The organism is Enterobacter sp. N18-03635 (assembly GCF_004006055.1).
Lineage (GTDB): Bacteria > Pseudomonadota > Gammaproteobacteria > Enterobacterales > Enterobacteriaceae > Enterobacter > Enterobacter vonholyi.
Genome location: NZ_CP034769.1, coordinates 3,459,211 through 3,474,239 on the forward strand (window position 1 = coordinate 3,459,211; position 15,029 = coordinate 3,474,239).

Below are 15,029 nucleotides of genomic sequence, written 5' to 3' on the forward strand. Positions count from 1 at the left end.
AGTATCCCGCTATCGTCAACGCCTGATAAGCGGTTGAACTTTATTATCAATAGCTTCTCGCGCACGGAAAATTCGTGAACGTACCGTGCCGACCGGACAATCCATGATAGCGGCTATCTCTTCATAGCTCAGACCATCAAGCTCCCGTAACGTAATTGCCATGCGTAAATCTTCCGGGAGCGACTCGATCGTGCGAAAAACGATTTGTCTCAGTTCTTCTGACAACATTAAGTTCTCAGGGTTCGAAATTTCTTTCAATGCGCCGCCACTTTCGAAGTTTTCGGCGTCAATTGCGTCCACATCACTTGAAGGTGGACGACGACCCTGAGCGACCAGATAATTCTTTGCCGTATTGACCGCAATACGGTACAGCCAGGTATAAAAAGCACTATCTCCCCGGAAAGAATCCAGCGCGCGATAGGCCTTAATAAAAGACTCTTGCACCACATCAGGCACATCGCCTGACGGTACATAACGGGAAACCAGGCTCGCCACCTTATGCTGGTAGCGCACCACCAGTAGGTTAAAGGCTTTCTGATCTCCCTTCTGGACCCGTTCAACCAGGACCTGGTCCGTTAACTGCTCGCTCATCCGAGGTAATGTCTCCCCAAACCTAAATTCCACGCGTTATCGAAACGCCACTCTAAAAATACCGCACTTTGAGCAAGCACCGAATTAGAGTGTCTGATCTTCAATAAGTTCCGTAACGCCTTTGTTTTTGTTCATCGCGCCGCAGACTGTTCATTTTCTCTCATTATAAGTCTGTTCACGATACGCACCAGTTTCTGACAAGAAACATCTTTTTCCCGCCAGAAGAGTAACGCAACACAGGCTTTATTTCACCACAAAATCTGACGCTAACGATCTGCTTCGCAAAATAATTTCACTCATTTACCCTCCGTTTACCTCAACTTAAGCGTTTAGCCATTGCAACAGTCGCTAAAAAAATACGTGCGATATATCGCATTCGAGTGCTATTCTGACCCAACACTGTTTAGTAAATTAAACAACAATCATGAACACAACACCTGAACTCCATTGTGATGTACTGATCATCGGCAGCGGTGCTGCCGGTCTCTCTCTGGCGCTGCGCATGGCCGAGCATCAAAACGTTATCGTTCTGAGTAAAGGGCCGATAAGCGAGGGTTCCACGTTTTATGCCCAAGGTGGCATTGCCGCGGTGTTTGATGAGACAGACAGCATTGCATCCCACGTTGAAGACACGCTGATTGCCGGGGCCGGGATCGTGGATGCACACGCCGCAGAGTTTGTCGCCAGCAATGCCCGTCATTGCGTGCAGTGGCTCATCGACCAGGGCGTGTTATTCGATACGCAGGTTCAACCCAACGGTGAAGAGAGCTACCACCTGACGCGCGAAGGCGGCCATAGCCACCGCCGCATCCTGCACGCAGCAGATGCCACCGGAAAAGAAGTGGAAACCACGCTGGTTGGTAAAGCGCTGAACCATCCTAATATTCGGGTTCTTGAGCGGAGTAATGCCGTTGACCTGATTATCTCTGACAAGATTGGCCTGCCCGGCACGCGTCGCGTGGTGGGCGCCTGGGTCTGGAACCGTAATAAAGAGAAGGTGGAAACCTGTCAGGCAAAGGCTGTAGTACTGGCTACGGGCGGGGCCTCCAAAGTGTATCAGTACACCACGAACCCGGACATTGCCTCCGGAGACGGTATCGCTATGGCCTGGCGCGCCGGCTGCCGGGTGGCGAATCTTGAGTTCAATCAGTTTCACCCAACCGCCCTGTTCCACCCTCAGGCGCGCAACTTCCTGTTGACGGAAGCCCTGCGCGGCGAAGGCGCCTATCTGAAACGCCCTGACGGCACCCGCTTTATGCCGGACTTTGACGCCCGTGGCGAACTGGCTCCCCGCGATATCGTTGCTCGCGCCATCGATCATGAAATGAAGCGTCTTGGCGTGGACTGCATGTATCTTGATATCAGCCATAAGCCAGCAGCGTTTATTCGCCAGCATTTTCCGATGATTTATGAAAAGCTGCTCAATCTTGGCATTGATTTAACGCGCGATCCGGTGCCGATTGTGCCAGCCGCCCACTATACCTGCGGTGGCGTAATGGTTGACGATCATGGGCGTACCGATGTGGACGGTCTGTATGCTATCGGTGAGGTCAGCTATACCGGGCTTCACGGCGCGAACCGTATGGCTTCTAACTCGCTGCTTGAATGTCTGGTGTACGGCTGGTCGGCCGCAGAAGACATCACGAAGCGCATGCCCTACGCCCGTGAGACAGAGCGCCTGCCTGCCTGGGATGAAAGCCGCGTGGAAAATCCGGACGAGCTGGTCGTGATCCAGCATAACTGGCATGAGCTACGGCTGTTCATGTGGGATTACGTCGGGATTGTGCGCACCACGAAACGTCTTGAGCGCGCGCTGCGCCGCATCACCATGCTGCAGCAGGAAATTGATGAGTATTATGCCAATTTCCGCGTATCGAATAATCTGCTGGAGCTGCGCAATCTGGTGCAGGTTGCCGAGCTGATCGTTCGCTGCGCGATGATGCGTAAAGAGAGCCGCGGGTTGCACTATACGCTGGACTATCCGGATCAGCTTGCGGAGTCCGGCCCGTCGATCCTCGCCCCGCAGGTTTACATAAACAGATAAAACGCCTGGGTCAGGGCAGTGTAATCTTCGGAATAACGCTGGTCTGGCCCACGGATCACCATTCGATCGTTAAAGCATTCCCCCTCTTTCGGCGAGAGCGCCAGCAGCACGCGGTGTGGCAGTCGGCCTTCCGTATCCGAAATATCGGTACGCAGACGTAACGTCCAGCCAATCTCCTGCGCGATACCGATGAACGTGTTGCCGGTACTCTCAGGCAGGACCACGCAGAAAAAACCTTCTTCGGAGATAAGCTCGGCAGCACTGGTGAGCAGGGCCTTGTGATCGAGGGAACGGGTATAACGCGCCTGCTCACGCTCGGGGGTACCGCACTCAACGCCGGGCGCATAGTAAGGAGGGTTGCTGACGATCAGATCGTAACGCGCGGTTTGTTCAGGCGCCCAGGCGAGCACATCTGCGCATTCCACTTTCATGCGGGCAGCCCAGGGGGATTCGGCCATATTTTCATTCGCCTGCTCTGCCGCCTGCGCATCCAGCTCGACGGCATCGATGGTGACATGCTCTTCCGTGCGCTGCGCCAGCATTAACGCCACCAGCCCGCTGCCGGTACCGATATCAAGAATACGCTTAACACCTGCGACAGGCGCCCACGCTCCCAGTAAAATGCCGTCTGTACCGACCTTCATGGCACAGCGATCGTGAGCGACAAAAAATTGTTTGAACGTAAAACCATCGCGGCGCAGCTGCGCTTTGAGTTGAGACATGTCGGGGCAACCTTCTAAGTGAAACTGGAGTAGCATAGGGGAAAGCGAAGTGGCCGAAAAGCGATATCCATACAAACAGATGAAGATTACAGCCGTAACGTCTATAATCAGCGCCCCACACAGAGGTAGAACATGACTGTAACGACTTTTTCCGAACTTGAACTCGATGAAAGCCTGCTCAATGCACTTGAGAGCAAAGGCTTTACACGCCCGACCGCCATTCAGGCAGCGGCCATTCCGCCTGCGCTTGAGGGCCGCGATGTGCTCGGTTCTGCGCCAACCGGCACGGGGAAGACAGCAGCCTATTTGCTGCCTGTGTTGCAGCATCTGCTCGACTTTCCGCGTAAAAAATCTGGCCCGCCGCGTATTTTAATCCTGACGCCGACGCGCGAACTGGCCATGCAGGTGGCCGATCACGCGCGTGAACTTGCGGCAAATACCCATCTGGATATCGCGACCATCACCGGCGGCGTTGCGTATATGAACCACGCCGAAGTGTTCAGCGAAAACCAGGACATCGTCGTTGCGACGACGGGCCGCCTGCTGCAGTACATTAAAGAAGAGAACTTCGACTGCCGTGCGGTTGAAACGCTGATCCTCGACGAAGCCGACCGTATGCTGGACATGGGCTTCGCACAGGATATCGAGCATATTGCGGGTGAAACGCGCTGGCGTAACCAGACGATGCTGTTCTCTGCCACCCTCGAAGGGGAAGCGATTAAAGACTTCGCAGAGCGTCTGCTGGAAGATCCGGTAGAAGTGTCGGCGACGCCGTCCACCCGTGAGCGTAAGAAGATCCACCAGTGGTACTACCGCGCGGACAACCTTGAGCACAAGGTCGAATTGCTCAAACACCTGCTGAAGCAGGAAGATGCGCTGCGCACAATCGTGTTTGTCCGTAAGCGCGAGCGCGTGCACGAGCTGGCAGAAATGCTGCGTAACGCCGGGATCAACAACTGCTATCTTGAAGGCGAGATGGCGCAGATCAAGCGTACCGAAGGCATTAAGCGCCTGACCGATGGCCGCGTTAACGTGCTGGTTGCCACAGACGTGGCCGCTCGCGGGATCGACATCCCTGACGTCAGCCACGTCATTAACTTCGATATGCCGCGCAGCGGCGATACCTATCTGCACCGTATTGGCCGTACCGGCCGCGCGGGCCGCAAAGGGATTGCTATCTCACTGGTTGAAGCGCATGACTACCTGCTGCTGCAGAAAATTGGCCGCTATGTTGACGAGCCGCTGAAAGCGCGCGTTATTGATGGCCTGCGCCCAACCACGCGTGCGCCGAGTGAAAAAATGACGGGTAAACCGTCCAAGAAAGCGCTCGCGAAACGTGCTGAGAGAAAAGAGAAAGAAAAAGAGAAACCGCGCGTGAAGCAGCGCCACCGCGACACCAAGAATATTGGTAAGCGACGTAAGCCAAGCTCTGCCGCACCAGAGACGAAAACTGAAGAGTAAAAAAAAGCCGGGGAAATCCCCGGCTTTTTTATTCCCCCCTGCAGAAGCCGTTACAGGCTTTCAGTAAAGGTACGGGCGATGACGTCGCGCTGCTGTTCTGGGGTCAGAGAGTTGAAGCGTACCGCATAGCCGGACACGCGAATGGTCAGCTGTGGATATTTTTCTGGGTGCTCAACCGCGTCCATCAGCGTTTCGCGACGCAGTACGTTTACGTTCAGGTGCTGACCACCTTCCACGCGCACTTCCGGTTTCACTTCCATTGGAATTTCACGGTACTCGATTTCGCCCAGTTTGTTCACCGGCACGATTTCATCTTCAGCAAAACCCGCTTTCGCAACGACACAGCGCGCTTCGTTTTTCTCGCTGTCCAGCAGCCAGAAAGAGTTGAGCAGATCGTCATTTGCAGCTTTAGTAATCTGGATACCTGTAATCATGTGTTGCCTCCCTTAGGCTACATTAACTGATGTCGGCCTCTCGCGGCCAATTGGTAAAACCATTGTTTCTTGTGTGTATATATATCATTCACACCCCGGTGATTTATTGATTTAAATCAACAAAAACACCAACCACATAAAGAGTGTGGTTTGAATTTATTGCTTTAGATCAATTTCATGACCTTACCAATTCAATTTTACCTGCACATTTTCAACATAAATTTAGCTACTTAGCGCACATTTCGGCGTGGAATTTTGCTCACTGGGCTTTAACAGGTAAGCTAGTCAGAGATTGAAATTCGCAGGAGAGCGAGATGACGACACCTTTAACCTGGCATGACGTGCTGGCAGAAGAAAAGCAGCAGCCCTATTTTATCAATACGCTCAGCACCGTTGCGGCTGAGCGCCAGTCCGGACAGACGATTTACCCGCCGCAGAAAGATGTGTTCAACGCCTTTCGCTACACCGAACTGAGCGATGTGAAAGTGGTCATTCTGGGCCAGGATCCCTATCACGGCCCGGGCCAGGCGCATGGGCTGGCGTTTTCCGTACGTCCCGGCGTGGCGATCCCCCCTTCTCTGCTCAACATGTATAAAGAGCTTGAGGGAACCGTGCCCGGATTTACCCGACCAAACCATGGCTACCTGGAAAGCTGGGCGCGTCAGGGCGTGCTGTTATTGAACACGGTACTCACCGTTCGGGCCGGCCAGGCGCACTCGCACGCCAGCCTGGGCTGGGAGACATTCACCGATAAAGTCATCAGCCTGATCAACGAACACCGTGAAGGGGTCGTGTTTTTACTCTGGGGATCGCATGCGCAGAAGAAAGGGGCGATTATTGACCGTCAGCGCCATCACGTGTTGAAAGCGCCACACCCGTCACCGCTGTCTGCACATCGCGGTTTCTTTGGCAGTAATCATTTTGTTCTGGCGAACGAATGGCTGGAAAAACGTGGCGAAACGCCCATTGACTGGATGCCTGTGCTACCGGCTGAGAGCGAGTAGTAATTGAATGTGCCGGGTATGCCCCGGCACATGAAGAGGCTTATGCCTTATTCTGACGCCACCACTCGGCCAGCAGTACGCCGGTCGCAACGGATACGTTCAGACTTTCCACATTGCCTGTCCCATCGATTGAGACGCTCAGATCCGCACTGGAGAGCGCCGCGTCAGACAGACCATCACGTTCCTGACCTAATACCAGCACCATTTTACGCGGCAGCGTCGCTTTAAACAGCGGCGTACCGGCATGGCTCGAGGTGGTCACGATGGAATAGCCCGCTTTACGGAACTGCTCAAGAGCATCCAGCACGCTGTCGCCGGTGATCGGCTGCACGTGCTCGGCTCCGCCTTCCGCAGTACGGATCGCGGCACCGGATTCCAGCAGTGCAGCATCCTGCAACAGCACGCCTTTCACGCCAAAGTGCGCGCAACTGCGCATCATTGCGCCCAGGTTATGCGGGTTGCCCACATCTTCCAGCGCCAGCACGCAGTCATCGGCATCCGCCTGGCTGACCCACTGCTGCACGGTCGTGCCGTTACGTTTTTTGATCAGGAAGCAAACGCCGCCGTGGTGTTCAGTACCGGAGGCTTTGGTCAGCTCAGCATCATCAACCACGTGGTAAGCTTTACGGTTCGCGGCCATCCAGCGCAGGGCTTCTTTGAAGCGCGGGGTTACGCTCTGGATAAACCAGGCGCGGACGATACACTCAGGACGGCTCTGGAATAGCGCCTGGCAGGCGTTCTCACCATACACGCGGGTCTCTTCCGCACGCTGGCGGCGCAGCACTTCCGGGTCGATAAAGCTTTTACCGCTGATACCGCCGTGATCGGCTTTTTCCGGCGTCTCATCGCCAGGGGCGCGAGAAACGGTACGCCACGGGGAGGCATTATCACGTGAGAAGTCTTCCCGCGGCCGGTCATCGCGTGGACGGTCACTACGCGGGCGGTCGGAACGCGGACGGTCATCGCGTTTGCGATCGTCACGTTTGCGGTCATCACCGCGGTTATTTCTGTCATCGCGGGCGGGGCGACGGCCACCGTCAGCACGAGAAGAAGACGCCGGACGCCCGCCACCTTTTCCGGTACGCGGATTTTGGGTGCGTTTATCAGAGTCATCATCACTGCGGACATACATCACTTTGACCTTGCCGCTTTTGTTTTTCATTTCGTCGTTCATGCTTTTCTCCACCAGCGCTGCGCGAAGCGCGCAGATTACCCGATGTGCCAGCGCATAGCCATAATTTCGTACAAAAGCCTGTGACTATTGTTCTCATTGAATAAAACGCATTGTTGTTTCAAACAGGCTCATTGATAATATGTAACATATTAGAAACATTATCGGCGTTCCGCCGCTGTCCCACGGCTCTATCAGAGGTTAGTTATGAATACCGTATGTGCCAACTGTCAGGCTCTTAACCGCATTCCGGACGATCGGATGGAAGATGGTGCGAAATGCGGACGTTGCGGCCATGAATTGTTTGATGGCGACGTCATTAACGCAACGGGTGCTACGCTGGACAAACTCCTCAAGGACGATCTTCCTGTCGTGGTCGATTTCTGGGCGCCATGGTGCGGCCCTTGCCGTAGCTTCGCGCCAATCTTCGAAGATGTGGCCGAAGAGCGAAACGGAAAAATGCGGTTCGTTAAGGTCAACACTGAAGCTGAGCCCGAACTAAGCGCCCGTTTTCGCATCCGCAGCATCCCGACCATTATGATTTTTAAAAATGGTGAGGTGATCGATATGCTCAACGGTGCCGTTCCAAAAGCACCTTTTGAAAGCTGGTTAAACGAGTCGCTGTAACATTCACGGGGCACATCTTGTGCCCCGCTCCTGCCTCTGCGAAAATAGGGTTTTTCCTGCATTTCGCCCATGACTGATAACGCTGTTCTTCAACTACGCGCCGAACGCCTTGCGCGCGCCACTCGACCGTTTCTCGCCCGAGGCAACCGTATTCGCCGCTGCCAGCGCTGCCTGCTGCCGCTGAAGGTTTGCCTGTGCGAGACGCTGGCCCCGAGTTCGGCACAGAGCCGTTTTTGTCTGGTCATGTTCGATACCGAGCCGATGAAACCCAGCAATACGGGACGCCTTATCGCCGATATTCTCCCGGATACCGCGGCGTTTCAGTGGTCCCGCACGGAGCCCCCTCAGGCCCTGCTCGACTTAGTGGCTAGCCCGGACTATCAGCCGATGGTCGTTTTCCCTGCGTCATATGCAGGTATCGATCGCCAGGTGCTTTCGACGCCGCCATCCGGTAAACCGCCGCTATTTATTATGCTGGACGGCACCTGGACCGAAGCGCGAAAAATGTTTCGCAAAAGCCCGTATCTCGACGCACTTCCGGTGATTTCTGTCGATCTTTCCCGCGTCTCCGCCTACCGCCTTCGAGAGGCGCATGCTGACGGGCAATACTGCACCGCCGAAGTGGCGATTGCGCTTCTGGATCTGGCGGGTGATACCGCTGCGGCTGGCGCCCTGGGCAACCATTTCTCCTGTTTCCGGGAACGCTATCTGGCGGGAAAAACCGTTCATAAGGGCAGCGTCACAGCAGCCGAGACGGAAAGCGTTTAAAATCATCAGGTCGCTTGCATTCACAGGAGGCCTGCATGAGCCAGCGAGGGTTAGAAGCGCTACTTCGTCCTAAATCCATTGCCGTCATCGGCGCATCAATGAAACCGGATCGTGCTGGCTATCTGATGATGCGCAACCTGCTGGCCGGGGGATTTAATGGTCCCGTCATGCCCGTCACGCCGGCGTATAAGGCGGTTCAGGGAGTGCTTGCATGGCCTGATGTACAGAGCCTGCCTTTCGTACCGGATCTGGCCGTACTGTGTACAAACGCGAAACGGAATCCGGAGCTGCTGGAATCGCTCGGCAAGAAAGGCTGTAAAACCTGCATTATTCTCTCGTCTCCGCCTGAACAGAAAGCCGAGCTTCTGGCCTGTGCCAGCCGCTATCAAATGCGCATTCTTGGGCCAAACAGTCTCGGCCTGCTCGCCCCCTGGCAGGGCTTAAATGCCAGCTTCTCTCCGGTTCCGATCCGCAAAGGCAAGCTCGCGTTTATCTCGCAGTCGGCTGCAGTATCGAACACTATCCTCGACTGGGCGCAGCAGCGTGAAATGGGATTCTCCTACTTCATTGCCCTGGGCGACAGCCTGGATATCGACGTTGATGAGCTACTGGATTTTCTGGCGCGTGACGGCAAAACCAGTGCGATCCTGCTTTATCTTGAGCACCTCAGCGACGCGCGTCGTTTTGTCTCGGCTTCGCGAAGCGCTTCGCGCAATAAGCCGATCCTGGTGATCAAAAGCGGACGCAGCCCTGCGGCACAGCGTCTGCTACATTCTCATTCCGGCATGGATCCCGCCTGGGACGCCGCCATTCAGCGCGCGGGGTTGCTGCGGGTGCAGGATACACACGAACTTTTTTCCGCCGTTGAGACGTTAAGCCATATGCGCCCGTTGCGCGGCGAGAAGCTAATGATCGTCAGTAACGGTGCCGCCCCTGCCGCGCTCGCTCTGGATGAGCTATGGCGGCGCTTCGGCAAGCTGGCAACGCTAAGTGAAGAGACGCTGCAGCGCCTGAAAGAAGCACTTCCGACCAGCGTGACGCCCGGCAATCCGCTTGATTTGCGCGATGACGCCAGCAGCGATCGCTACATCAAGGCGATCTCCATTTTGCTGGATAGCCAGGATTTCGATGCGCTGATGATTATCCACTCACCCAGCGCGGTCGCGCCGGGCAGTGAAAGCGCGCGCGCGCTCATTGAGGCCGTACGCAACCATCCGCGAGGCAAATATGTCACCCTGCTCACAAACTGGTGCGGTGAGTTTTCTTCTCAGGAGGCGCGGCGCTTGTTCAGCGAGGCCGGGCTACCAACCTACCGCACGCCGGAAGGCACCATCACCGCGTTTATGCATATGGTGGAATATCGCCGTAACCAGAAACAGCTGCGCGAGACGCCGGCGTTGCCCGGGAATTTGACGGCCAATACCGTTGACGTTCACAGGCTGTTGCAGCAGGCCATTGAAGAAGGCGCGACCTCGCTGGATACACATGAGGTCCAGCCGATTCTGGGCAGCTACGGGATGCAAACCCTGCCGACCTGGATCGCCAGCGACAGCGCTGAGGCCGTGCATATTGCCGAGCAGATTGGCTATCCGGTTGCCCTGAAGCTGCGCTCCCCGGATATCCCGCATAAGTCGGATGTGCAGGGGGTCATGTTGTACCTGCGCACGGCAACGGAGGTGCAGCAGGCAGCTGATGCCATCTTCGATCGTGTGAAAATGGCCTGGCCGCAGGCGAGGATCCATGGATTGCTGGTGCAAAGTATGGCCAACCGCGCTGGTGCTCAGGAATTACGGGTGGTGGTTGAACACGATCCCGTCTTCGGTCCGCTCATCATGCTGGGAGAAGGCGGCGTTGAGTGGCGTCCGGAAGAGCAGGCCGTGGTGGCGTTGCCGCCTCTTAACATGAATCTGGCGCGTTATCTGATTATTCAGGCGATTAAAAGTAAAAAGATCCGCGGCCGGAGCGCGCTGCGTCCGCTCGATATTGCCGGGCTAAGTCAGTTCCTGGTGCAGGTCTCTAACCTGATTGTAGATTGTGCCGAGATCCAGCGGCTGGACATTCATCCGCTGCTCGCCTCCGGCAATGAGTTTACGGCGCTGGACGTGACTCTGGATATCGCACCATTCGAAGGAGACAGAGAGAGTCGCCTGGCAATCCGCCCGTATCCCCTGCAGCTGGAGGAGTGGGTTGAGATGAAAAATGGTGAACGCGCCTTGTTCCGCCCTATTCTGCCGGAAGATGAGCCCCAGCTGCGAGCCTTTATCTCTCAGGTCACGAAAGAGGATCTTTATTATCGCTATTTTAGCGAAATCAACGAATTTACCCACGATGATTTAGCCAATATGACCCAGATCGACTACGATCGAGAAATGGCGTTTGTTGCCGTTCGTCGCGCCGATAAGGGTGATGAGATCCTCGGCGTTACGCGTGCGATTTCTGACCCGGATAACGTCGATGCGGAGTTTGCGGTGCTGGTGCGCTCCGATCTTAAAGGCCTGGGTCTGGGAAGACGGTTGCTGGAAAAACTCATCAGTTATACGCGAGATCACGGATTGTTACGCCTTAATGGCATTACTATGCCTAACAATCGCGGTATGGTGACCCTGGCGCGAAAACTTGGGTTTGACGTTGATATTCAGCTTGACGAAGGTATTGTTGCCTTGTCCCTTAGTCTGACATCAGCCAGCAAACGCGAGTAAGCTACTGGAAATGTTACCCACTTTGGACGGGACTGGTGGTATCATTGTCCGCTTATGTTGTTTGCATGGTACAGACAACCCTTCAATGAACAGAGAAGATACGCACTGTGATGTTGTCAAAATTTAAGCGTAATAAACATCAACAACACCTTGCTCAACTACCGAAGATTTCTCAGTCAGTTGATGATGTAGAGTTCTTTTACGCTCCCGCTCATTTTCGGGAGACGCTTCTGGAAAAGATTGCCAGCGCCACACGACGCATTTGCATTGTGGCACTGTATCTTGAACAGGATGAAGGCGGGCGCGCGATCCTGAACGCGCTCTATGACGCCAAACGTCAGCGCCCGGAACTTGATGTTCGCGTGCTGGTAGACTGGCATCGAGCTCAGCGTGGCCGTATTGGCGCTGCCGCGTCAAACACCAATGCTGACTGGTATTGCCGTACGGCGCAGGAAAATCCTGGCGTCGATGTGCCTGTTTATGGCGTCCCGGTTAATACCCGTGAAGCGCTCGGCGTCCTTCATTTCAAGGGATTCATCATTGATGACAGCGTGCTGTACAGCGGCGCCAGCCTCAATGATGTCTACCTTCATCAGCTCGATAAATATCGCTACGACCGCTACCATCTGATCCGTAATCCGCAGATGGCCGATATCATGTTTAACTGGGTTGATAAAAATCTGGTCCACGGCCGTGGCGTTAACCGCCTTGACGATCCCGAGCGTCCTAAAAGCCCGGAAATCAAAAACGATGTTCGCGCCTTCCGCCAGGAGCTGCGTGATGCGGTCTATCATTTCCAGGGCAATGCGAACAACGAAGAGTTATCCGTTACACCGCTGGTAGGACTCGGCAAATCAAGCCAGCTGAACAAAACGATCTTCCATCTGATGCCGTGTGCGGAGCAGAAACTCACCATCTGTACGCCGTACTTTAACCTTCCTGCCGTGCTGGTGCGTAATATCATTCAGCTGCTGCGCGACGGTAAAAAAGTGGAAATTATCGTTGGTGATAAAACGGCAAACGACTTCTTCATTCCTGAAGATCAGCCGTTCAAAATCATCGGTGCGCTGCCTTATCTCTATGAGATTAACCTGCGTCGTTTCCTGAGCCGCTTACAGTATTACGTCAACACTGACCAGCTGGTTGTGCGTCTCTGGAAAGATGAAGACAATAGTTACCATCTGAAAGGCATGTGGGTCGACGATGAGTGGATGTTGCTGACCGGTAACAACCTGAACCCGCGCGCATGGCGACTGGATCTGGAAAACGCTATCCTGATTCATGACCCGCAGCATGAGTTAGCCGCCCAACGTGAACGCGAGCTGGAGCTGATTCGCACCCATACGACCGTGGTGAATCACTACCGCGAACTGCAGAGCATTGCCGATTATCCGGTAAAAGTTCGCAAGCTTATTCGCCGCTTACGTCGTATCCGTATCGACCGACTTATCAGCCGTATTCTGTAATATCCAGGCCCTGTCACCCGCAGGGCTTTTTTATGGAGCCCGTTGATGCGTATTCCTCTGTTACTGAGCGTCCTTTTCCTGAGTGGCTGTAGCCATATGGCCAACGATAGCTGGTCCGGACAGGATAAAGCACAGCATTTCCTCGCTTCCGCGATGTTGTCCGCAGCCGGTAATGAATATGCCCAGCATCAGGGATACAGCCGGGACCGTAGCGCGGCGATCGGGCTGATGTTCTCAGTAGGTCTTGGGGCATCAAAAGAACTGTGGGATAGCCGCCCCGCAGGGAGCGGCTGGAGCTGGAAAGATTTCGCCTGGGATGTTGCCGGCGCAACGACCGGCTACGCCGTGTGGCAAATGGCGCGCTATTAAAGTCGGATACCTTTCCCTTTGCGATGCAGCATCAGGGAAACAATAAAAGCCAGAGCCCCCATACCCGTTACGTACCAGAAGAATGTCGTTTCGCTTCCCCATGACTTAAGCGACAACGCAACGTACTCCGCCGATCCGCCAAACACCGCGTTGGCTACCGCATAAGAAAGCCCTACTCCTAACGCACGAACCTGCGCCGGGAACATCTCGGCTTTCAGTATCCCGCTGATTGAGGTATAGAAACTGACAATCACCATCGCCACCATCACCAGCGCAAACGCGGCATATGGCGAAGTCACATGCTGAAGGGCAGACAGAATAGGTACGGTACATAACGCCGACAGCCCGCCAAAAATCAGCATCGACGTTCGTCGACCGATTTTATCCGAGAGCGCACCGATAATAGGTTGTATGAGCATAAAGACAAACAGCGCCACGGTCATGACTACGCTGGCAACGTTTGCGTGCATGCCGGTGGTGTTCACAAGGTACTTCTGCATATAGGTGGTGAACGTGTAGAAACTAAGAGAGCCGCCCGCAGTAAAGCCCAGCACCATGAGGAAAGCTTTGCGGTTACGCCATAACCCTTTGAATGTTCCCGCCTCCTTCAGCATCCTGACCTCTTTCTGAGAGGTTTCATCTAGCTGACGGCGTAGCCAAAGTGCAACAACCGCCAGTACAGCGCCCATTGCGAAAGGGATCCGCCATCCCCAGGCGTGAAGCTGTTCGTCCGTCAGAATTTGCTGCAGGATCACCACCACAAGAATGGCCAGCAGCTGACCGCCAATCAGCGTGACGTACTGGAATGACGCGTAAAAACCTTTACGACCTTCCAGTGCAATTTCACTCATGTAGGTTGCACTGGTACCGTATTCACCGCCCACCGATAATCCCTGGAATAAGCGGGCCAGCAAAAGTAGCGCCGGTGCCCAGGTACCAATCGATGCATATCCCGGTAAGCAGGCGATCACCAGCGAGCCAAAGCACATCATGCACACCGAGATCAGCATAGAGGCCTTACGCCCGCGACGATCCGCAATGCGGCCAAACAGCCAGCCCCCGATGGGTCGCATCAAGAATCCTGCGGCAAATACCCCTGCCGTTTGAAGCAGCTGCGTTGTGGTGTTGCCGGAGGGGAAGAAGATATGTGCGAAGTAGAGTGAACAGAATGAGTAGACGTAAAAGTCGAACCATTCAACCAGATTCCCTGAAGAGGCGCTGACGATTGCCCATACCCTTCTTCGGGTATCACTGTGACCCAGCGTCCCGTTTGATGTCATGCTTTCTGTCATTGTGATTATGCTCCTGCCATAAACTGCGGCGTATTGAGCCAGGAGACTCAATAACCTCGTAAATGAAATGTTATAATTTTGTTATAAATCACATTGAGACAGAGATCACACATTCCATTAGCAGGATAAGGGATTAAGAGAAAGGCCAGAGTGGGAAAACAAAAGCAAAAAACCCCGCACCTTTCGGTACGGGGTTCTTCTATTTTGATGCCTGGCAGTTCCCTACTCTCACATGGGGAGACCCCACACTACCATCGGCGCTACGGCGTTTCACTTCTGAGTTCGGCATGGGGTCAGGTGGGACCACCGCGCTAAAGCCGCCAGGCAAATTCTGTTAAATCTGTATCAGGCTGAAATTGATTGTTCTGTCTCTTCGCCAAA

The 15,029-nt window shown here is 54.6% G+C and carries 13 protein-coding genes and 1 rRNA gene; 8 read left to right on the forward strand and 6 right to left on the reverse strand.

Annotated features, from left to right (window positions below):
* Positions 1–15: 15 nt before the first annotated feature.
* Positions 16–591: an RNA polymerase sigma factor RpoE gene (gene rpoE / locus ELK40_RS17120; protein ID WP_006176728.1), complete on the reverse strand. Its 576-nt coding sequence runs from the start codon at positions 589–591 to the stop codon at positions 16–18.
* Between the two features lie 424 nt (positions 592–1,015).
* On the opposite strand from rpoE, the gene nadB reads away from it, so the two are divergent.
* Complete coding sequence (gene nadB, locus ELK40_RS17130; protein ID WP_127731984.1) at positions 1,016–2,635, forward strand: L-aspartate oxidase; 1,620 nt, start codon at positions 1,016–1,018, stop codon at positions 2,633–2,635.
* On the opposite strand, the gene ELK40_RS17135 is transcribed toward nadB, so the two are convergent.
* The gene (locus ELK40_RS17135) at positions 2,620–3,357 is read right to left on the reverse strand and encodes a tRNA1(Val) (adenine(37)-N6)-methyltransferase (RefSeq protein WP_127731986.1); all 738 of its coding nucleotides are present in this window, start codon (positions 3,355–3,357) and stop codon (positions 2,620–2,622) included. The genes nadB and ELK40_RS17135 overlap by 16 nt on opposite strands.
* A gap of 132 nt (positions 3,358–3,489) precedes the next feature.
* Here ELK40_RS17135 and srmB point away from each other — a divergent pair, with 132 nt between their 5' ends.
* Complete coding sequence (gene srmB / locus ELK40_RS17140; protein WP_023344704.1) at positions 3,490–4,818, forward strand: ATP-dependent RNA helicase SrmB; 1,329 nt, start codon at positions 3,490–3,492, stop codon at positions 4,816–4,818.
* A 50-nt stretch (positions 4,819–4,868) separates the two neighbouring features.
* On the opposite strand, the gene grcA is transcribed toward srmB, so the two are convergent.
* Positions 4,869–5,252 carry an autonomous glycyl radical cofactor GrcA gene (gene grcA, locus ELK40_RS17145; protein ID WP_047652709.1) on the reverse strand — a complete coding sequence of 128 codons (384 nt, stop codon included), beginning with the start codon at positions 5,250–5,252 and terminating at the stop codon, positions 4,869–4,871.
* 314 nt (positions 5,253–5,566) lie between these two features.
* Between grcA and ung the strand changes: the two genes are divergently transcribed.
* Positions 5,567–6,256, forward strand: coding sequence for a uracil-DNA glycosylase (gene ung, locus ELK40_RS17150; RefSeq protein ID WP_023333064.1), 690 nt, complete (start codon positions 5,567–5,569; stop codon positions 6,254–6,256).
* Between the two features lie 40 nt (positions 6,257–6,296).
* Here ung and ELK40_RS17155 read toward each other — a convergent pair whose 3' ends face one another.
* Complete coding sequence (locus ELK40_RS17155) at positions 6,297–7,430, reverse strand: tRNA/rRNA methyltransferase (protein WP_127731988.1); 1,134 nt, start codon at positions 7,428–7,430, stop codon at positions 6,297–6,299.
* A gap of 204 nt (positions 7,431–7,634) precedes the next feature.
* Between ELK40_RS17155 and trxC the strand changes: the two genes are divergently transcribed.
* The 5 genes from trxC (at position 7,635) to ELK40_RS17180 (ending at position 13,356) form a co-directional block, all read left to right on the forward strand.
* The gene (trxC, locus tag ELK40_RS17160; RefSeq protein ID WP_111965120.1) at positions 7,635–8,054 is read left to right on the forward strand and encodes a thioredoxin TrxC; all 420 of its coding nucleotides are present in this window, start codon (positions 7,635–7,637) and stop codon (positions 8,052–8,054) included.
* Positions 8,055–8,123: 69 nt separating this feature from the next.
* Entirely contained in the window at positions 8,124–8,822 is a 699-nt protein-coding gene (gene tapT / locus ELK40_RS17165; protein ID WP_127731990.1) for a tRNA-uridine aminocarboxypropyltransferase, read from the forward strand.
* A 35-nt stretch (positions 8,823–8,857) separates the two neighbouring features.
* A complete protein-coding gene (pat, locus tag ELK40_RS17170; protein WP_127731992.1) occupies positions 8,858–11,521 on the forward strand; it encodes a protein lysine acetyltransferase in 2,664 nt (887 codons plus the stop codon).
* Positions 11,522–11,631: 110 nt separating this feature from the next.
* Positions 11,632–12,987 (forward strand): CDP-diacylglycerol--serine O-phosphatidyltransferase, encoded by a 1,356-nt coding sequence (gene pssA, locus ELK40_RS17175; RefSeq protein WP_127732823.1) that lies wholly within the window; start codon positions 11,632–11,634, stop codon positions 12,985–12,987.
* Between the two features lie 45 nt (positions 12,988–13,032).
* Positions 13,033–13,356, forward strand: a complete 324-nt coding sequence (locus tag ELK40_RS17180; RefSeq protein WP_032643716.1) for a YfiM family lipoprotein — start codon at positions 13,033–13,035, stop codon at positions 13,354–13,356.
* On the opposite strand, the gene ELK40_RS17185 is transcribed toward ELK40_RS17180, so the two are convergent.
* Positions 13,353–14,648 (reverse strand): MFS transporter, encoded by a 1,296-nt coding sequence (locus ELK40_RS17185; RefSeq protein ID WP_127731993.1) that lies wholly within the window; start codon positions 14,646–14,648, stop codon positions 13,353–13,355. The genes ELK40_RS17180 and ELK40_RS17185 overlap by 4 nt on opposite strands.
* A 209-nt stretch (positions 14,649–14,857) precedes the next feature.
* Positions 14,858–14,973, reverse strand: a 5S ribosomal RNA gene (rrf, locus tag ELK40_RS17190).
* Between the last annotated feature and the right edge of the window lie 56 nt (positions 14,974–15,029).